At 67.5% G+C, this 18,834-nt stretch carries 15 protein-coding genes; 9 read left to right on the plus strand and 6 right to left on the minus strand.

Going from position 1 to position 18,834, the window contains the following annotated elements; translation table 11 throughout:
- Window positions 1-10 precede the first annotated feature (10 nt).
- From HEB94_RS54075 to HEB94_RS48590, 3 genes are read right to left on the minus strand one after another with little or no spacing between them, the layout of a single operon-like run.
- Window positions 11-1,795, minus strand: a complete 1,785-nt coding sequence (locus HEB94_RS54075) for a beta-galactosidase (RefSeq protein WP_202896960.1) — start codon at window positions 1,793-1,795, stop codon at window positions 11-13.
- Window positions 1,729-2,139, minus strand: a complete 411-nt coding sequence (locus HEB94_RS55035) for a beta-galactosidase (RefSeq protein ID WP_420481566.1) — start codon at window positions 2,137-2,139, stop codon at window positions 1,729-1,731. Before HEB94_RS55035 ends, HEB94_RS54075 begins: the two co-directional genes overlap by 67 nt.
- 22 nt (window positions 2,140-2,161) lie before the next feature.
- Window positions 2,162-4,150, minus strand: coding sequence for an ABC transporter substrate-binding protein (locus tag HEB94_RS48590; RefSeq protein WP_192756108.1), 1,989 nt, complete (start codon window positions 4,148-4,150; stop codon window positions 2,162-2,164).
- A gap of 485 nt (window positions 4,151-4,635) precedes the next feature.
- On the opposite strand from HEB94_RS48590, the gene HEB94_RS54080 reads away from it, so the two are divergent.
- The 4 genes from HEB94_RS54080 to HEB94_RS48610 all read left to right on the plus strand — a co-directional run bounded on the left by HEB94_RS54080 (window position 4,636) and on the right by HEB94_RS48610 (window position 10,812).
- Window positions 4,636-6,708: a beta-galactosidase gene (locus HEB94_RS54080; RefSeq protein ID WP_202896961.1), complete on the plus strand. Its 2,073-nt coding sequence runs from the start codon at window positions 4,636-4,638 to the stop codon at window positions 6,706-6,708.
- 72 nt (window positions 6,709-6,780) lie between these two features.
- Window positions 6,781-7,773: an ABC transporter permease gene (locus HEB94_RS48600; protein WP_192756110.1), complete on the plus strand. Its 993-nt coding sequence runs from the start codon at window positions 6,781-6,783 to the stop codon at window positions 7,771-7,773.
- An 18-nt stretch (window positions 7,774-7,791) separates the two neighbouring features.
- Window positions 7,792-8,940 carry an ABC transporter permease gene (locus HEB94_RS48605; RefSeq protein ID WP_192756111.1) on the plus strand — a complete coding sequence of 383 codons (1,149 nt, stop codon included), beginning with the start codon at window positions 7,792-7,794 and terminating at the stop codon, window positions 8,938-8,940.
- Between the two features lie 24 nt (window positions 8,941-8,964).
- A complete protein-coding gene (locus HEB94_RS48610) occupies window positions 8,965-10,812 on the plus strand; it encodes an ABC transporter ATP-binding protein (RefSeq protein WP_192756112.1) in 1,848 nt (615 codons plus the stop codon).
- Between the two features lie 194 nt (window positions 10,813-11,006).
- Here the strand turns inward: HEB94_RS48610 and HEB94_RS48615 are convergent, their stop codons facing one another.
- Both HEB94_RS48615 and HEB94_RS48620 read right to left on the minus strand, forming a co-directional pair.
- Complete coding sequence (locus HEB94_RS48615; RefSeq protein ID WP_192756113.1) at window positions 11,007-11,201, minus strand: DUF397 domain-containing protein; 195 nt, start codon at window positions 11,199-11,201, stop codon at window positions 11,007-11,009.
- Window positions 11,191-12,042 carry a helix-turn-helix domain-containing protein gene (locus tag HEB94_RS48620; RefSeq protein WP_337918593.1) on the minus strand — a complete coding sequence of 284 codons (852 nt, stop codon included), beginning with the start codon at window positions 12,040-12,042 and terminating at the stop codon, window positions 11,191-11,193. Before HEB94_RS48620 ends, HEB94_RS48615 begins: the two co-directional genes overlap by 11 nt.
- Window positions 12,043-12,292: 250 nt before the next feature.
- Between HEB94_RS48620 and HEB94_RS48625 the strand changes: the two genes are divergently transcribed.
- Entirely contained in the window at window positions 12,293-12,514 is a 222-nt protein-coding gene (locus tag HEB94_RS48625) for a hypothetical protein (protein ID WP_192756115.1), read from the plus strand.
- 658 nt (window positions 12,515-13,172) lie between these two features.
- A complete protein-coding gene (locus tag HEB94_RS48630) occupies window positions 13,173-13,319 on the plus strand; it encodes a hypothetical protein (protein ID WP_192756116.1) in 147 nt (48 codons plus the stop codon).
- 107 nt (window positions 13,320-13,426) lie between these two features.
- Here HEB94_RS48630 and HEB94_RS48635 read toward each other — a convergent pair whose 3' ends face one another.
- Window positions 13,427-14,254 carry an alpha/beta fold hydrolase gene (locus HEB94_RS48635; RefSeq protein ID WP_192756117.1) on the minus strand — a complete coding sequence of 276 codons (828 nt, stop codon included), beginning with the start codon at window positions 14,252-14,254 and terminating at the stop codon, window positions 13,427-13,429.
- Between the two features lie 125 nt (window positions 14,255-14,379).
- Here HEB94_RS48635 and HEB94_RS48640 point away from each other — a divergent pair, with 125 nt between their 5' ends.
- The 3 genes from HEB94_RS48640 (at window position 14,380) to HEB94_RS48650 (ending at window position 18,682) form a co-directional block, all read left to right on the plus strand.
- A complete protein-coding gene (locus HEB94_RS48640) occupies window positions 14,380-14,832 on the plus strand; it encodes a MarR family transcriptional regulator (protein ID WP_202896962.1) in 453 nt (150 codons plus the stop codon).
- A 155-nt stretch (window positions 14,833-14,987) separates the two neighbouring features.
- The gene (locus HEB94_RS48645) at window positions 14,988-16,346 is read left to right on the plus strand and encodes a lyase (protein ID WP_192756118.1); all 1,359 of its coding nucleotides are present in this window, start codon (window positions 14,988-14,990) and stop codon (window positions 16,344-16,346) included.
- Between the two features lie 74 nt (window positions 16,347-16,420).
- Window positions 16,421-18,682 (plus strand): alpha-galactosidase, encoded by a 2,262-nt coding sequence (locus HEB94_RS48650; RefSeq protein ID WP_192756119.1) that lies wholly within the window; start codon window positions 16,421-16,423, stop codon window positions 18,680-18,682.
- The last annotated feature ends 152 nt before the right edge of the window (window positions 18,683-18,834 follow it).

The raw sequence follows: 18,834 nt of genomic DNA on the forward strand, positions 1-18,834 counted from the left end.
GGACCGGCGGTTACGCCCCAGTGGTGTCCGCCGGCTCGAGGCCGATGATGGCGGCGTCGCGTGCGCCCACCTCGACCTTGACCGTCCGGTGGTCGACGACCGGGTCCTTGTCGGTTCCCCACCGGACCGTCGTGGTGCCGATCGGTGCGCATACCTGGGACAAGGTGACCGTGACGGTGCGCGGGTTCCTGGTCTGGTTGATGAGCCAGAGGTATCGCCCGCCCGCCCCCTCGTGCAGCCGCGCGGTGATCGCGGGATCGCTCACCTGGACCCGTTGCTCGCGTCCGGTCCAGTGGAGGAGGTGGGTGTAGTAGGTGGTGGTGTGGGGGTGGTGGTGTTGGTGGTAGCCGAGGGAGGGGTGGGTGCCGATGAGTCGGGTTTTGCCTTTGCCGTGAGTGTTGTCGATGGTGGCGGGGGTGTGGTCTTGGTAGTGGGCGGTGGTGGTGCCGGTGGTGGGTTGGAGGGTTTGTTTGAAGCAGGCGCCGTGGGGGGTGATGTTGTCGTGGGTGGTGAAGGTGAGGTTGGTGAGGATGTCGGGGGTGAATTCGACGTCGGTTTGGGTGGCGCCGAAGAGGTGGTGGAGGTTGTTGCCGGGTTGGGTGGTGTTGGCTTTGGCGTGGTCGGTGAAGTAGGCGGGACAGCCTTCGCTGATGAGGGTGCCGCCTGCTCTGACCCAGTTGGTGAGTTTGGTGGTGGTGGTGTGGTTGAGCATGATCGGGTAGGGCAGGTAGACGGGGATGTCGGTGTGGGTGGGGTCGAGGTCGTCGATGTGGAGGAAGTCGGCGTGGATGTTGGAGTCGAAGAAGGCTTGGTAGGTGCCTTGGAGTGCGTGGGCGTGGTGGTCGGTGGAGTGTTGTTGGGCGTAGGTGAACAGTTGGGTTTCGGGGACGTAGAGGATGTGGATGTCGGCGGGGGCTGGTTGGGAGTTCCACAGGGGCTGTTGTTCTGGTGCGGTGGCCCACGCCGCGATCTGGGACACCATCTGCGACCGGTCGGTGCGTGACCCGTCCATCCCGTAGGCACCAAACGCACCGAACAACGGACCATCCAACAACGGACGCCAACGTGGATACAGGAGTCCGCGGGCGCCTCCGCAGAACGTGATCATGTTCCACAGTCGGACGTCTTCTGGTCTGGGGACTCGCCCGTCCTCCTTCGGCCGACCGATGACCTGCGGTTGCATCCACAGGGGACCCGCCTGCGCCTCGGCGTGCCAGAAGTCCTTTCCTCTGGACGCCGAACGGACGAGGTCGAGAGCGTGGAACTGTTTCCAGGGCTCGTCTCCCTTTCGAGACGCGACCCAGGTGAGTCCGTAGGTGTCGACGTGGGAGGCGGCTTTCCAGTCGTCGGTGCCGCGTGGCGCGGCGTGGGTGAGGGACCCGGCCACACCATGAGCGGTCAACTTGTGGTGGGGGTCCAACGACCGGACGATCCCCGCCCGCCAGGCCATCAACTCATAGGCGTTGTCCTGCCGGAAACTCAACCAGTCCAACACCTCGGCAAACGGCGCCAACGTCCGCGGGGGAACGATGTCGTCCCACTCGCTGTAACTGTGGCGACCCCACACCCGACCCAACGTGGCCAGATCACCGTAACGCGCCCGAAGCCACACCCGGAACTTCCCCGCCGTCGCCGGGCAGTAACAGGTGTCCTCCGCATACCCACACTCGTTCCAGATGTCATACCCACCCGTACCCGGATGGTCCCGATACCGCGTCACCAACTCCGTCAGGAAGTTCCCCGCCAACTCCCTGGCATCATCGTTGTCCAGACACAACCCCGGGAACCCACCCACCGCCGAACTGCCTGGGACTCCACACGGCTACCATCACGACGCTCGAACCGGGCATGCGCCAACCTCGCGAACGCCCACTCCGGCGCCGACGTCATCATCTCCGCGATGATCGTGGAGATCCCGTTCGCCGCCGCCAACTCCAACTGCCGGTCATAGTCACCCCAGTCGAACACCCCCGGAGCAACCTCCACCGCCGACCACATGAACCAGTGCCGAAACACATTGTGCCCATCCTCGGCCGCCACCCCGTAATCCCGCTCCCAATCAGCAGCCGGCGGATTCGACTTCCGAAAATACACAGCACCATAAGGAAACCCAGGAAAACCCACAGACAACACCATCATTTCAGGTTGGCCGGTAGGCGCGTCACGCCTTGGTCATGAAGTACTGGCACGGATTCGTCGGAGCGGGGCTCGGATACTGCCAGGCGTCGAAGACGACCGGGGGCACGTTGTGGAAGTTGTTCCGCTGGATGCCGTAGGCCCCCTGGCGCATCGCGATGCCCATCGCGTAGAACTCCTCGGCGGAGATCTCCAGCAGTTCGGCCATGAGGTCCTGCTGGCGCTGGGGATCGATCGTGGTCTTGATCTGCTCGTACAGCTGCTGTTGCCGTTGTGCGGCGGCCGGCGGTTCGGTGCCCTCCTCGCCCTCACTCTGGTACCACTGCACCCAGCGGTAGGCGTTGTCGCTGGAGTTGTACGGGAAGAACCAGCGCGGGTCGAGCAGGACGTCGAAGCCGCCTCCGAAGCCGAGCGACACCGACGCGTCCTGTTTGTTGGCGTCGCGGCGGTCGTCGAGGATCGACCGGTCGAGGTTGCGGACGCGGGTCTGCACACCGACGGCCGCCCAGTAGTCCTTCACGAGCTCCATCAGGTCGACCCACTCCGGACCCTCGCCACTGATCGTCGCCTCGACCACGAAGAAGATCGGGTTGCCGTCGGGTCCGATCCTTCGGCCGTCGCTGTCCCTGCGCGGGTAGCCGGCCCGGTCCAGGTGCTGGTTGGCCTTGGCGACGTCGTAGTCGAGGTACTGCCGGGCGAGCCGCTCGTTGTAGTACGGCGAGTCCGGCCGCGGGCCGACCTGGTAGGGCTCGCCGACGCCGAGGTAGATGACATCGATGATCTCCTTGCGGTCGATGGCGTAGGACAGGCCGATCCGGAAGTCCTTGTTGGTGAAGATCTCCCGCTTGACCGGGTCGTCGTGGGTCAGGTTGAGCGCGATGACGGCGGAGTTCATGTACGCCTGGCGGGTGTCGTAGAAGTGGTACCCGCCAGACCTGCGTTTCTTCGCGAAGATCGGCTTGTTGTTGAGCGTTCCGATGTTGCGGTCCATCATGTCGATCTCGCCGTTGAGCGTCTTCAGTGTGAGGAGTTCCACGTCGGGAACGACCGAGTAGGTGACGCCGTCGAGGTAGGGCAGTTGCCGGCCCTGCGTGTCGACCTTCCAGTAGTAGGGATTGCGTTCGGCGATCACCCGGGATCCCTGCCCGATCGGAGTCGTGATCACCCACGCGAACAGCACCGGATGGACCGTGGTCCACAGGGTGCTCGAGGAGCCGCCGTGCGACTCGAACAGCTCCACCCAGTCCTTCGCGCCGCTCTCCCGCACCAACGAGTCGACGTCTGGGTTGTGCTTCTTGTGGAAGCGCCGCAGGTACTCGAAGGGGTACATGGTCAGCGCCGCGCCGTCCGGGGTCGCGAGGCGCTGGAGGAAGAGGCCGTTGGGCTGGGAGAAGGTGAACCGGACGGTCTGGGCGTCGAGTTTGGTGACGGTGGCGAAGCCACCCTTGTCGGAGAAGAAGACCGGCCGGGTGGTGCTGAGCTCCTCGTTGCCCAGCACGTCGTTGTAGGCGAAGACGATGTCGTCGGCGGTGAAGGACGAGCCGTCGGACCAGCGCATGCCCTTGCGCAGCGTGAAGGTGAACTCCGTGCCCTCGTCGTTGACGTCGTAGGACTCCGCGACGTTCGGAACGACTCCACTCCAGTCCGGCTTCCAACGTAGGAGGTTCTCATAGCCGAGGGTGCGGGTCAGCCAGGAACTGTCGGCTCGCCCGAGCAGGCCGGTGCGCCACACTCCGCCGTACACGCCGGCTCGCTCGACTGGCGTGACCACCATGGGGTTGGCCGGCAACCGCTGGGCGAGCGGAGGAAGCTCACCGCGGCCCACGCGCGCGGCCAGTGCCGGCGCCTCCGGTCCCTGGGCCGCGGACTCGTCGATGTCGGATGCCGTGTCTCCGAGCGGGTCGATGCTCACGAAGTCGCAGGCTGAGGACGCCGCGAGGGTCGCCGCGACGAGTCCGCCGGCTCGCAGCAGACTCCGCCGGTCGACCACCCGGGCGCCGCGCTGACCTTCCACCGCATGCCTCCCTTTCGGCCTCGCCGGGAAGGAGCAGAAGCGTGAACTGGTTCGCCGCCACCACGAACTCGCCTTCGACGGGCGACACGAAACGTCGTAGGGAAATGCGGCTTTCGCGATTCACGCTACGTCGGCGACGTGAGGCCCGCAAGGGCGCGCGCCCGATGCGGCTTTCCCTGGCCAGCCAGGAATCGAGGGGGGTTGGGCGATGACCGGATGTCCTGACCGGGTGCGGTCACGGGCACGCGTGCGTGCCGTCCGGGGGTCTTGCGGGGGCGCGTACGGCTGGCTAGCGTCTCAAATCGTAGAGGCTTGGTTCCGTTATTCGGAACGTTTGGTAGCCGCGCCGGGTGCGCGCCCCAGCCTGCCCTGGCGAACCGTCCCGATGGCGTCCTGATCCTGAAATACCGTCCCGCGATTCGTCCGAGAGCAGCTCGAGATGTTGGGGTGATGGCGTGGGTTTTCCTGGGTTTCCTTATGGTGCTGTGTATTTTCGGAAGTCGAATCCGCCGGCTGCTGATTGGGAGCGGGATTACGGGGTGGCGGCCGAGGATGGGCACAATGTGTTTCGGCACTGGTTCATGTGGTCGGCGGTGGAGGTTGCTCCGGGGGTGTTCGACTGGGGTGACTATGACCGGCAGTTGGAGTTGGCGGCGGCGAACGGGATCTCCACGATCATCGCGGAGATGATGACGTCGGCGCCGGAGTGGGCGTTCGCGAGGTTGGCGCATGCCCGGTTCGAGCGTCGTGATGGTAGCCGTGTGGAGTCCCAGATCAGTGGCAGTTCGGCGGTGGGTGGGTTCCCGGGGTTGTGTCTGGACAACGATGATGCCAGGGAGTTGGCGGGGAACTTCCTGACGGAGTTGGTGACGCGGTATCGGGACCATCCGGGTACGGGTGGGTATGACATCTGGAACGAGTGTGGGTATGCGGAGGACACCTGTTACTGCCCGGCGACGGCGGGGAAGTTCCGGGTGTGGCTTCGGGCGCGTTACGGTGATCTGGCCACGTTGGGTCGGGTGTGGGGTCGCCACAGTTACAGCGAGTGGGACGACATCGTTCCCCCGCGGACGTTGGCGCCGTTTGCCGAGGTGTTGGACTGGTTGAGTTTCCGGCAGGACAACGCCTATGAGTTGATGGCCTGGCGGGCGGGGATCGTCCGGTCGTTGGACCCCCACCACAAGTTGACCGCTCATGGTGTGGCCGGGTCCCTCACCCACGCCGCGCCACGCGGCACCGACGACTGGAAAGCCGCCTCCCACGTCGACACCTACGGACTCACCTGGGGGTCCAGCCGGCACGGTGACGAACCGTGGAAGCAACTACACGCGATGGACATGGTGCGCGCCGCCTCCCGCGGGAAGCCGTTCTGGCACGCGGAGGCCTACGCCGGCCCGCTGTGGATGCAGCCCCAGGTGATCGGCAAACCCCGCGACGAGGGTCGGATCGCGAGTGTCGAGGACATCAGGTACTGGAATCTCGCGAGTTTCGCCGGCGGCGCGTCGGGTGTGTTCTACCTGCGTTGGCGTCCGTTGTTGGATGGTCCGTTGTTCGGTGCGTTTGGTGCCTACGGGATGGACGGGTCACGCACCGACCGGTCGCAGATGGTGTCCCAGATCGCGGCGTGGGCCACCGCACCAGAACAACAGCCCCTGTGGAACTCCCAACCAGCCCCCGCCGACATCCACATCCTCTACGTCCCCGAAACCCAACTGTTCACCTACGCCCAACAACACTCCACCGACCACCACGCCCACGCACTCCAAGGCACCTACCAAGCCTTCTTCGACTCCAACATCCACGCCGACTTCCTCCACATCGACGACCTCGACCCCACCCACACCGACATCCCCGTCTACCTGCCCTACCCGATCATGCTCAACCACACCACCACCACCAAACTCACCAACTGGGTCAGAGCAGGCGGCACCCTCATCAGCGAAGGCTGTCCCGCCTACTTCACCGACCACGCCAAAGCCAACACCACCCAACCCGGCAACAACCTCCACCACCTCTTCGGCGCCACCCAAACCGACGTCGAATTCACCCCCGACATCCTCACCAACCTCACCTTCACCACCCACGACAACATCACCCCCCACGGCGCCTGCTTCAAACAAACCCTCCAACCCACCACCGGCACCACCACCGCCCACTACCAAGACCACACCCCCGCCACCATCGACAACACTCACGGCAAAGGCAAAACCCGACTCATCGGCACCCACCCCTCCCTCGGCTACCACCAACACCACCACCCCCACACCACCACCTACTACACCCACCTCCTCCACTGGACCGGACGGCGCCAGCACGTGCGGGTCAGTGACAACCGGGTGACGGCCCGCCTGCATGAGGGCGACGGAGGCCGCTATCTGTGGCTGCTCAATCCGTCCCGGCTGCCGCTGCAGGTGTCGGCGACGCTGTCGACCAGGTGGAAGCCCTTCGCTGACATCGACGTGCGCTGGGGAGACAAGGACAGCGTGACCCTGGTCGACGGGCGCAGCCTCGACGCCGACATCCCGGCACGCGACGCGATCGTGGTGCGGCTCCTGTGAGGTGACCCCCGGTCGACGTACCCGCCCTGGTGTCGTTCTCCGAGCAGTCCTCCCCCGGAAGGCAGGCCGTGGATGACCAGGTTCGTGATCCGGCGGATCCTGTACATGATTCCGACGCTGTTCGTCGTCTCGGTGGCGGCGTTCGCGATCATCCAGCTGCCTCCGGGTGACTACCTGACGACCCTCAAGTCGCAGCTCGAGGCGCAGGGCCAGACGATCGACCAGGCGCAGCTCGCCGCACTGGAGGACAGGTACGGCCTCGGTGACCCGTTCTACGTGCAGTACCTCAGCTGGATGGGCGCGATCCTGCTGCACGGGGACTTCGGTCAGTCGTTCGAGTGGAACCGGCCGGTCAGCGAGCTCCTCGCCGACCGGCTGCCGCTCACCATGACCATCGCGATCGCGACGCTGCTGTTCACCTGGCTCGTGGCGTTCCCGATCGGGGTCTACACCGCGGTGCGGAAGTACTCCCTGGGCGACTACACGATGACGTTCGTCGGATTCCTCGGTCTCGCCGTGCCGAACTTCATGCTGGCGTTGATCTTCTCCTACGTCGGCCTGGAGTACTTCGGCCAGAGTGTGGGCGGACTGTTCTCCCCGGAGTACGTCGACGCCCGGTGGAACATCGGCAAGATCCTGGACCTGCTGCAGCACCTGTGGGTTCCGATCCTGGTCCTGGGGGCAGCCGGAACGGCGGGGATCATCCGAATCCTGCGGGCCAACCTTCTCGACGAGCTCCGCAAGCCCTACGTGGTGACCGCCCGCGCCAAGGGGCTACGAGAACGCACCCTGCTCTTCCGCTATCCGACCAGGATCGCGCTCAACCCGTTCGTGAGCACCGTCGGCTGGGTGCTGCCGAGCCTGGTCGGCGGCGAGATCATCGTCTCCCAGGTGCTCGGCCTGGACACCACGGGGCCGCTGCTGCTGCGCGCCCTGCAGAGCCAGGACATGTACCTCGCGGGCAGCCTGATCCTCGTCCTCAGCGTCCTCACCGTGATCGGCACCCTGCTCTCCGACATCCTGCTCGCGCTGATCGACCCACGGATCCGTTACCGCTACCAGTAGAGGAGGGGATGGATTCAGATGAGTCAGATCAGCGGTCCGTTGGCGGTCGACGCGGGTGAACAGTCCACGGGGCCGGCCGACGGCGACGGAAGTCTCTACTTCGCCTCGCAACGCCGGCTGATCATCCGCAGGTTCCGGCGCCACCGGCTGGCCGTCCTCGGGACCGTCGTCGTCGCCCTCATCTACCTCGTCGCGCTGTTCGCGGAGTTCCTCGCGCCGGGTGTCCCGGACTCCTCCGACGCCCGCTACGCCTACGCCCCACCGCAGCGCCTGCACCTGTTCGACGGCGGCCGGCTCGATCCGCACGTGTACGGCTACCAGACCCGGGTGAACGACGAGACCCTGGAACGCAGCTACGTGCCCGACCGCGCCCAGAAGATCGACGTGGGCTTCTTCGTCCGCGGTGAGCCCTACCAGCTCTGGGGTCTCATCGGCTCCGACATCCACCTCGTCGGTCCCGTCCAGCGTGACGCGCCCTTCCACCTCATGGGCGCCGACCGGCAGGGACGCGACGTCCTCACCCGCACCATCTACGGCGCCCGCATCTCCATGTCGATCGGCCTGGTGGGCGTCGGGTTGAGCGTCATCCTCGGGATCCTGCTGGGTGGAGCCTCGGGCTACTACGGCGGACGGGTGGACACCCTCGTCCAACGGCTCATCGAGTTCTTCATGGCGATCCCGTCCATCCCGCTCTGGCTCGGCCTGGCAGCCGCGCTCCCACCTTCGTGGGGACCGGTGCAGACCTACCTCGGCATCACCGTGATCCTCTCCCTGATCTCCTGGACCGACCTGGCCCGGGTCGTGCGGGGTCGGTTCCTGAGCCTGCGTTCGGAGGACTTCGTCCTGGCCGCCGAGCTCGACGGGATCGGCAAGCCACGCATCATCGTGCGGCACATGCTGCCGTCGTTCGCGAGCCACATCATCGCCTCGCTCACCCTCGCGATCCCCGCGATGATCCTCGCCGAGACGGCGCTGTCCTTCCTCGGGCTGGGCCTTCAGGCACCGGCGGTGAGCTGGGGCGTGCTGTTGCAGGAGGCCCAGAACATCCGGGCTCTCGCGACGGCGCCGTGGCTGCTCTTCCCCGGCGTCGCGGTCGTCATCGCCGTACTGGCACTCAACTTCGCCGGCGACGGGCTGCGCGACTCCGCCGATCCGTACGGCAGCTGAGGAACCAACGTCCGAGGAGGTCCCATGGCCCGTCACGTGGCAGCCGAGCCGCCGGCGTCGTCGCCGGACACCCCGACCGAGGCCGGGCGCGACCTGGTACTGGAGATCAAGGACCTGCGGACGCACTTCCACACCGACCATGGGGTGATCCGCGCCGTCGACCACGTCGACCTCACCGTTCCACGCGGCTCGACGGTGTGTCTGGTCGGCGAGTCCGGATCGGGCAAAAGCGCGACCGCGCGCTCCGTCCTGCAGCTCGTCGACGAGCCGGGGCGAGTCGTCGGCGGTCAGATCCTCTACACGCCGCGGCCGGGCCAGCGGCCGATCGACCTTGCCTCGTTGGGAGCACGAGATCCACGCATCCGGGCGGTACGCGGCAAGGAGATCGCCATGGTCTTCCAGGAGCCGATGTCCTCCCTCAGCCCCGTCCACACGATCGGCCGGCAGATCGGGGAGGTGCTACGCCTGCACGAGGGCATGGACAAGCGGCAGGCACGGCAACGGGTGATCGAGCAGCTCACGAGCGTCGGGATCCCCGAGCCGCAGGACCGCGTCGACTCCTACACCTTCCAACTGTCCGGTGGAATGCGACAACGCGCCATGATCGCGATGGCGCTGATCTGCCACCCGAAGCTGCTGATCGCCGACGAGCCCACCACCGCGCTCGACGTGACGACGCAGGCCCAGATCCTGGACCTGCTCAGCGACCTCAAGCGGCGGCTCGGCATGACGATGCTGTTCATCACCCATGACCTCGGCGTCGTGGCGGAGATCGCCGACCAGGTGGCCGTCATGAACCAGGGCAGGATCGTGGAGTACGGCGACGTCGACCACGCACCAGACCACGACTACACCCGTGCCCTGCTGAACGCCCTGCCGCGACGGCGGTACTCCCACGGGCCGGGCGCCCACGCCTCCACACCTGCCGCGCACGTACGCACGACGCCCGTGGCTGTCGCGACCGCCACTCGCCAGGACGGGCCGGAGGAGGCGGCGAACGGGGCCGAGCGCGAACCTCTCGTCACGTTGACCGACCTGCGCATGGCGTTCGCACCTGCTCCGCGCGGGTTCTTCTCCCGCCGCGGCGGCGCGGTGACCGCCGTGGACGGGGTGTCGCTGGAGATCCGCGCCGGGGAGACGCTCGGGCTGGTGGGTGAGTCCGGCTGCGGCAAGACGACCCTCGGACGCTGCCTGCTCGGGGTGTACCGACCGACCGCGGGCCGCATCCTCTACACCCGGACGGACGGTTCCAAGGTCGACCTCGCGACCCTTGCCGGCCGGGAGCTTCGGGCCTTCCGTGGCGAGCTGCGGATGGTCTTCCAGGACCCCTACAGCTCACTCAATCCGAGGATGACGGTCCGGCAGATCATCGGTGAACCTCTGCGCGCCCTGCGGGGCGTCGCCGGTCATGACGCCGACGACCAGATCGCCGACATGCTTCGCCGGGTCGGGCTGCGGGCGGAGTACATGAGCCGCTACGCACACGCCTTCTCCGGCGGCGAACGTCAACGGATCGGTATCGCCCGGGCGCTGATCACCAACCCACGACTGGTCGTGGCGGACGAGGCGGTCAGCGCTCTCGACGTGTCGATCCGCGCCCAGGTGCTGGACCTGCTGGGGAGTCTGCAGGACCAGCTCGGGCTCACCTATCTGTTCATCTCCCACGACCTGTCGGTGGTCGAGAACATCGCCGACCGGGTGGCGGTGATGTACTTCGGGAAGCTCGTCGAGCAGGACGACACCGAGGCGGTGTATACCAACCCGCGCCACCCGTACACCCAGGCGCTGCTGTCCGCGGTGCCCGTCCCGGATCCGCGGATGCGTGGAGAACGCAGCCGGCTGCTCACTCCTCCCACCGACATCGCGAACTGACCTGGACGAAGCGTCGCCCGTTTCCTCGATTTTAGAGAAACTCGTGAACGGCGTTTCCCACACGTCCGCAAGTTCGGGTTGACAATAAGGTTCGTCGGGGTCGCGGGCGCATTTCGAGTGTCAACCCGACCCGGTCACGGGGACGGGCTGAAACGGCACCCCCGATGGGGTGCCGTTTCGCTCAGCCGCGACGACTATGCGCCGAGGTCGTACTCCCCCACCTTCACGTCGTGGATAAACTCCGACCACAGAGCCGCCGGGACAACCAGCGTGCCACCGTCACGATTCTTCGTGTCACGGACGCCGACCAGGCCGGACGCGCTGCCGACCTCGACACAGTTTCCAGAGCCATTACTACGGCTCGGCTTCTTCCAGTTGCTAAACTCCATGTCCCGAGACCTCCATCTCGTCGGCGGCTTTCGCTAGTAGGTACGCACTGTCTTCCGGTGACAGTGCGGCCTTGCGAAGGCGGCAATACAAATGTTCATACCGCTCGACCTCCCCCTCGTCCACAAGAATGAGGTCGGATGTCACAGTATCCACGGCCGCGACCCGCGGATCCTTCGGATCACCAAAGCTGTAAAGGCTGAAGGGTGATCTCGGCACCGTGTAGGCATCGATCCGCGCGTCGACCGGGAGAATTCTGACACTCGCCGTTCCGCTATTGGCGGCGAGGTGGCGTAGCTCGGCGACGTGCACATTCGGTGGCACACTGAGGCGCCTGATGACCACCTCGTCGACGATGACCTCATACGTCGCACCGTTGAGACGCAGCATGCGCTGACGTTCGGCCCGCGCCCGGGTCGCGACGTCCGGCGCGGAGGTGTCGGCACCGAAGCTGAGATCGTCGTTGGCAGCCACCGCCTTGGTGTACTGCGGGGTCTGGAGAAGCCCGGGAATGACCGTGTCCTGGTACTCCCGAATGGCGACCGCTCCCGCCTCCAGTGCGGCGTAGAGCGCCTGGCGCGCATCCATGGGGATCGACTCCCACCAACCACGGCCGGCTGCTTCCTGGGCGATCGTGAGGATCTGGTGGCGCTCGCCGTTCTCGGGAACCTCGAGCCCGTCGAGCACTCTGATCACGTCGCCTTGGTCGGGACGGTAAGGTCCGCTCTCCAGGCGGGAGATCTTGGACTGGCTGAGGCCGGTCCTGGCGGCGAGCTTGGCGTGGGTGAGACCAGCTCGTTTCCGGAGCTGGGTCAGCTCACGCCCGAGCCGTAAGCGGCGCACGTACGGACTGATCAAGAGCCCCCCTCGTTCACTCCCACGTCCTATGCAGCCCGGCGCAGATGCTGTCCGTGCGCCGGATTCAGGACCTGTGACGACTTTTTATCACCAAATCGGTAGCAGTTGGGTGTAAGCGGACGAACTGCGGTGCATAATTCAGCACGACGCTTCTTGCGGCGCACAACATGATCTATCCAGCCGGAGAAGTCGCACGGCCTGCCGTGCCAGGAGCCTCAAGGGGGGAGGTCCTCGAATGCCGATCCGCGCAGCGATCGAGTCGGTCCGGACGCGCCTTGGGAGACAACGTGCGAGCAACCGGCACCGCGCCGGAATTCCGAAAGAACGGCTCGCAGGTGTCTACACCACGACCCTGGCCGCGCGCGCAGGGGGTGCCGCCCCACAGGCGAAAGTCCCGACCACGCACACCGCTCAGATCACCGGCCGCCGCGAGCGGCTGGTCGCCCGGACCCAGTGAAGGTCAGCTCCAGTGCAAGATCACCGACGTTCCGATGACGGCTGCCGCGAGCCTCGCTCTGGCGGCGAGTCGGGCGTCCTCGACAACGCCCGTAACTCGCACCTCATCCATGACCGGCCCGAGAAACTGGACGAATTCGTGATCGACATCGACGGAGCCGTCCCGCTGCGCTGGGCACCATACGAGCAAATTTGCATTGCTCTTCTCCACCCGCCCGGTCGCACAGCGGGCGCGTCGCTCGCGGAGTACCGCCACCCCCGCGACGGCCGCCAATTCCGGCAAGCCCGGACCCTGCCCACATCAGGGATCTGGGCCGCCTTTCGCCCCGTCGAATAGAGCACGTCACCTTCGAAATGGATCTTCCCGAACGGACCGCCGCACGCGCGCGCATCAGGCGGTCCCCACAGCGTGGACCTGGCCCCGGTCGTCAATGGCGCCGGTCGGAGCCAGGCTCCCGACCCCACCTGGCGGAGTGTCGGACTCTGCGTGCAGATCGACGCCCCGCCTCACTGGATGTCCCCCGCCGAGAGCCCCGGCCCCAAACGGGTCTCGCTACGGAAGCGGTGGGTGGGCGGCAAGAAAGGAAGCGCTCGGGGACGCATCGGTCGCCAAACCCCATCCCCGAGCGCCGCATCCCCCCAGAAAGGTATGTCTCATCATGCGCAAGATCAACACCCCCGGCAATGGTTCCTCTTCGTACGACGGCGGACTCGGCGATCACAACGACCCCCGCAGCCTCGGCCTGACCAACGAGGGTGAGCCGCAGGGCTTCCTCGCCGACGGCGAGGGCAAGTCCCAGCTGTAAGTCCGTCGGGAGGTTTTCCGTCGCACAGCGGCCCGGGTGTCGGTGGACACCCGGGCCGCCTCCCTGTTCCGCGGGGGTGAACGGGCCCGCGGAACACCACCGTGGTCTCAGCGCAGGACGCCGCGCAGCCGTGCCGCGAAGGCTCGCGGGTGGGTGAGGTTGGCGTTGTGGCCACCCTGGAACTTCGTCAGGCCGACTCCGAGAAGTTCGCTGAGCTGGTCGGCGCACTGACGGTCGAACACGTGCCGCGGCGTCGCGGCACCGGCCGCGGGAACGATCCGGGTCGGCGTACGGACCAGCTCCTTCGGGTCGAGGTCGTCGACCTGGACCGCGGTGAAGTCGTGCTCGAGAAAGTGGTGGAAGTTTCGGGTCCGCTCCGGCGTCATGGGTTGCGGCGTGAGGTCTGGCTCACGGTCCTGGCCGGCGGGGTCGATACCGAGGATCTCGGCCACCTTCGGGAAGGCCGCCTGCACTCCGTCGAGGCGGTAGAGCTCCTGGATCTCCCGGAGTTCGTCGCGGTGCCGGTCGCGCAGCGGCTCGGGCAGCAGCCAGGGAGCGACCGGCTCGAACGCCACCAGCGTGCTCAGCCGGCCCGGGTGCTCGACCGCGAGGTGGAACCCGATCACGGCGCCGATGCTGAGGCCGAGCATCAGGGCGGGCTCGTCGGTCACCGCCGCCAGCACCTGGCTGGCGTCGTCGGCGTGGACCGACAGCGTGGCCGGCGGTCCGTCCGCGATCGGCGTACTCCGCGAGAGCCCGCGGCGGTCGTAGGTGACCACGGTGTAGGTGTCGACGAGTTGGTCGACCAGATCCTGACTGCGTCGCGCGTGTCCCTCGCCGCTCTCTCCGACCAGGAGCACCGGGCCGCGTCCGCGGACCTCGTAGTACAGCCGCGCGCCCTCGACCTCCACCAGCCCTGACTCGACCTGACTCATGCGCCTGTCCTTCCTTGCGTTCGTGGGTGTTCACCGGTCATGTCGGCCGGGCACGTCGACGACGATAATCCATCAACTTCGATCTATCAACATTGATGCATCGGTTGTGATGTACCTTGCTCGGTGTGAACGGTGTCGACTTGTTCCTGCTCGGCCGGACGCTGATGAAGATCGGCGAGGAGGCCATGCCCACCGAGGGCCTCGGCGAACACACCCGTGGCGTGCGCTCGGTCCTGGTCGTGGTCGGTGACGTCCGCGAGCACCCCGGGAGCTCGGTCGGCGAGATCGCCGAGCGGACCGGCCTGCCCCAAAGCGCCGTCTCGACGGCGATCGCCAGGTTGCGTGAGACGGGCGCCGTCGTCACGACGCCCGACCCCGCCGACCGGCGCCGGGTGCTCATCGAACCCGCCGCGCGGATCTCCGCCAGAGTCGCGAAGGTGCGCTCGACGAGCGTCGACGGCGCCCTCGGCGAGGCGCTGGGCAGCGACGATCCCGACGACATCGCCGAGGTCGTGGGCCTGCTCGAGCGGCTGGCCTCACGTTTGGGCCCGCGAGCCGGCACCCACCCGCGTTCCTGAGCATCCGCCCGCACTGGCCGCGGTCGGTCGGCCGGTTGCTGTCGGAGTCGATCTTCCCCCGCTCCCCGATGACTAGGGTTCCACCCGCGATACGGTGCCGAGCCGCGTCGACACAGCCCGGACAGGGGCTGAGCTGGATGGAGGGGAGACCACTCATGCGGGTCAGGACCGTTCTCACCGTCTGCACGCTCACGGCGGCGACCGCCCTGGTGGCGCCGTCAGCGCTGGCGGCGCCGGCCGGGACAGGGGTCACCGGAGGGAGCGCGGGTGTGGTGAGCACCGACGCCGCGACGCCGGCCAAGGCCAAGCCGGCGCCTCGCCTGGGCCGGCCCGCCGCCGACGTCGTCGCCGCGGCCCGTCAGGCGCCGCTCGTCCGCTACGCGCGCGGCCTGCCCGGTGGGGCGTACACCAACGCGGGCAACTCCGGCGGCGGCGCGATCACGTTGGCCTTCGCCGCCCTCGCCGGTGACCACTCCGCCGACACGCGGCTGCTCCAGCAGGCCCGCTACACCCTCACCGGCGGGAACGACATCGCCGCGAACGGCGGCTATCCGGCCCAGCACGAACTCCAGGTGACCGGGATGTTCGCGACCGCCAAGCTGGTGCCGCGGGTCTGGAATCGGCTGCGGCCCGCCGAGCGGGCCCGGGTCGACACGCTGATGGAGGCGTCCCTGATCGGCTCGGCGTTCACCACCAGTGACCAGAACCCGTTCGTCCTCTCCGGCGGCCAGCAGTACACGATGGACGGCGACGGCAACGTCAACCGGGACTGGAACCCCAACTACCGCGAGGGGATGGGCGGGTCGATCCTGGTCGCGACGGCGTACTTCGGGGTCGACCGGGCGAGGGAGATCCTGCGGACCTACGACCACGACGCCTTCGTCGCCCGACTCGCCGCCGACGGGCTGACCAACGCCTACGGGACCTTCACCTGGAAGGCGGCGCATCCGGACTCCGCCGCGCCGACCGGTGCGCAGATCGAGTCGGCGGTGCACAACTGGTCCTTGCACGGGATCACTCTGGACCAGGTGATGGACCTCGACGCGCAGCTGAGCGAGAACACCTACGGCGGCACCGTCGAGTGCGGCCTGAACGGGACCGGCATCCTGATGCCCGACGGCACCTACGCGGGCGTGATCGACAGCGGCTGCGAGGACCTGCCGAACCTCGGCCGCCCGGGCATGCTGCTGGAGTTCACCTCCGTGGACGCCGAGGGGCAACGCAGTTCGGCCGACTACGCCTACGGCGGCTACAAGCCCAACCTGATCACCCAGGCCGTCCTGATCGCCAACGGTCTGTGGGAGCCCGGCCCGACCGCCGACCGCATCGTCGCCCTGATGAGCGTCGGGGTGACCGACCTCTGGTACAAGCTCGACCACGGGTACCGCGAGTACTCTCACGCCCGTTTCTCCGGCATCCTCCGCAGTGACGACCCCGACTTCGGGTTCGTCTACCTGCGCTCCCTGTGGAACGACGTCGTCCGTCCCTACCACCGCATCCAGCAGCCGAGCTGACCCCACCGGTCGACAGCGCCAGCCTGGACGGCCACGAGAACCACCTACCCGCGCCTTGGCGGAGGAGACAACCCATGGAGTTCGCAGCACCATTCTCCCGGCGTACGGCTCTGCTGGGAGCCGCGGCTTTCGCCCTTCCCCTGGGCGACGGGCCGCACGGGGCGGGATCGGCCGCACCCACCGCGGAGACGACCGGGCAGGGCGCCGCCGCGGGTGAGGCGGGCTTCGGGTACGACGCGAGCGGCGTCGTCTTCACCGGACCGCCGCCTGGGCGCGCCCGAGGGCGGGTCAGCGGTCCGCCGAGCGAGCGGAGGCTCACGCTGTCCAACTTCGCGATCGAGGCGACGTGGCAGGTCCGCGGCGACTCGGTCAGCCTGGCGCGGTTGTTCAACGGTGTGACCGGGCAGGTCGTGCCGGTGACCAGCACCGGCTGGCTCACCCTCTCCCTCGCCGACGGCGGCCAGATCACCGGCGCCGATCTCACGATGACGCAGGCGCCGCGGCTGGTTCCGGTGCGCCGGCGAGGCGATGCCGCCCGGCTCGCCGAACGCGACGGCGGCAAGTCGATCCACACCGAGTTCCGATACGACAGGGACGGGCGCACCCTCGAGGTGGGCTGGACCGTCTCGTTGCGCGACGGCGCCAACAACGTGCAGCAGGAGTTCAGCCTGCGCTGTGTGGCCGGCACGTTCGCCATCACCAGCCTGCGTCTGCTCGACCTCGACGTGCCCGACGCGCGGGTGCTCGGGCGGGACGACGGCAACCCGGTCGTCCTCGGCCCGTCCGGCCAGGAGACCCTCTTCCTCGGTGTCGAGCATCCGATGGCCAGGGCCTCGATCACCGGGAACGCTGTCACCGTCTCCCTGCCGCGCTCAGCCGCCCTCGCGGCCGGGGAGACCTGGACCTCCACCACGGCGTTCGGCGTCAGCCCCGCCGGCCAGCTGCGCCGGTCGTTCCTGTACTACCTCGAACGCGAACGCGTCCACGCGCGGCGGCCCTTCCTGCACTACCAGAGCTGGTACGACCTCAAGCCGCCCGGCCTGGTGATCGACCCGGCCCAGCTGAGCGAGGCGATCGACCTGTTCGGCACCGAGCTCACCCGGCGTGGGGCGAGCATCGACAGCTTCTGGGTGGACGACGGGTGGGACTACCTGCGCTCACCCCAGCTCGATCCGGAGCCGGACCTGTGGTCGCTGGACCCGACCGCCTTCCCGGATGGATTCAGCGAGCAGCAGGCGGCGGCCTCGGCGTACGGCGGCGCCTCCCTGTCGTTGTGGATGTCGCCGTTCGGCGGGTACGGCGACAGCGCCTCGCGGCGGATGGCGCTGAACGCCAGCAAGCCGGCCGACCAGCGCTACGGCACCCACCCCAACGGGCGGTTCAGGCTCAGCAATCCGCGTTACTACGAACGGTTCCGCACGGTCGCGTTCGAGATGATGGACCGGTACGGCGTACGCGGGTTCAAGTTCGACGGGATCGGTGGAGGACTGCAGCAGACCGGGCCGAACCCGACGTACCTCGCCGACTACGAGGCGCTGCTGCAGTTGATGACCGACCTGCGCGCGCACCAGCCGGACGTGTGGATCAACGCGACCGTGGGGACGTGGGGATCGCCGTACTGGCTGTGGTTCACCGACTCGATCTGGCGGGACGGGGAGGACGCGGGTCAGGCCGGGTCCGGCTCATCCCAGCAGGGTTACGTCAACTACCGCGACTCCCAGACCTACCGCAACCTCGCGGTGGAGAACCCGTTGTTCCCGGTGACCGGGGCGATGGTGCACGGCATCATCTTCTCCGACCGGGCCTCGCGGGTCAGGGCCGACCACGACCTGTCGAAGGCGTCGGTCCGCGACGAGGTGAGTCAGGACATCCGGGCCTACTTCGCGCTGGGGCTCGGGCTGCAGGAGCTGTACGTGCGGCACACCCTGGTCGCGCCGGACCTGCCGGGGGCGGAGTGGTTCTGGGACACGATGGCGGCGAACGCGTCGTGGTCACGGGCCAACTTCCACCTGCTCACCGACGTGCACTGGGTCGGTGGGGACCCGGCCGACGGGCAGGTGTACGGAACCGCGGCCTGGAGCGCGGCGAAGGGCACGCCCGAGGGCATGCTGATGCTGCGTAATCCGGCGGCGGTGGCGCAGACGTTCCAGGTCGACCCGGGCGCCGTCTTCGAACTCCCCGCCGGCAGCCACCCGACCTACGCCTTCACCGAGCGCGACGATCCTCGCCCGACCGTGGTGGTCCGGGCCGGGGAGCCGTTGCAGGTCACGCTCGCGCCGTATGAGGTGGCGGTCTTCATGGCGACACCGAGCGAGGCCGACCCCACCGGCGAGTGAGTGCCTCCATCGAGCGCACATCGCATCGACGACCTGGCTGGCCGCGGACCGACGTGAGGTGTCCGCGGCCTGCCATGTCGAGGAGTCTGGCTTTACAGGGAGATTGGGCGAACCTAGCCTGCAGATAGACATCAGATGTCTTAGGCGGGTGA

It is taken from the genome of Actinopolymorpha pittospori (assembly GCF_014873875.1).
In the GTDB taxonomy this organism is placed as follows: Bacteria; Actinomycetota; Actinomycetes; order Propionibacteriales; family Actinopolymorphaceae; genus Actinopolymorpha; species Actinopolymorpha pittospori.

Coding starts and splice junctions, on each gene's coding strand:
- HEB94_RS55035 (WP_420481566.1), bottom strand. CDS start 2,139: ATGATGGTGTTGTCTGTGGGTTTTCCTGGGTTTCCTTATGGTGCTGTG.
- HEB94_RS48600 (WP_192756110.1), top strand. CDS start 6,781: ATGACCAGGTTCGTGATCCGGCGGATCCTGTACATGATTCCGACGCTG.
- HEB94_RS48605 (WP_192756111.1), top strand. CDS start 7,792: ATGAGTCAGATCAGCGGTCCGTTGGCGGTCGACGCGGGTGAACAGTCC.
- HEB94_RS48610 (WP_192756112.1), top strand. CDS start 8,965: ATGGCCCGTCACGTGGCAGCCGAGCCGCCGGCGTCGTCGCCGGACACC.
- HEB94_RS48615 (WP_192756113.1), bottom strand. CDS start 11,201: ATGGAGTTTAGCAACTGGAAGAAGCCGAGCCGTAGTAATGGCTCTGGA.
- HEB94_RS48625 (WP_192756115.1), top strand. CDS start 12,293: ATGCCGATCCGCGCAGCGATCGAGTCGGTCCGGACGCGCCTTGGGAGA.
- HEB94_RS48630 (WP_192756116.1), top strand. CDS start 13,173: ATGCGCAAGATCAACACCCCCGGCAATGGTTCCTCTTCGTACGACGGC.
- HEB94_RS48635 (WP_192756117.1), bottom strand. CDS start 14,254: ATGAGTCAGGTCGAGTCAGGGCTGGTGGAGGTCGAGGGCGCGCGGCTG.
- HEB94_RS48645 (WP_192756118.1), top strand. CDS start 14,988: ATGCGGGTCAGGACCGTTCTCACCGTCTGCACGCTCACGGCGGCGACC.
- HEB94_RS48650 (WP_192756119.1), top strand. CDS start 16,421: ATGGAGTTCGCAGCACCATTCTCCCGGCGTACGGCTCTGCTGGGAGCC.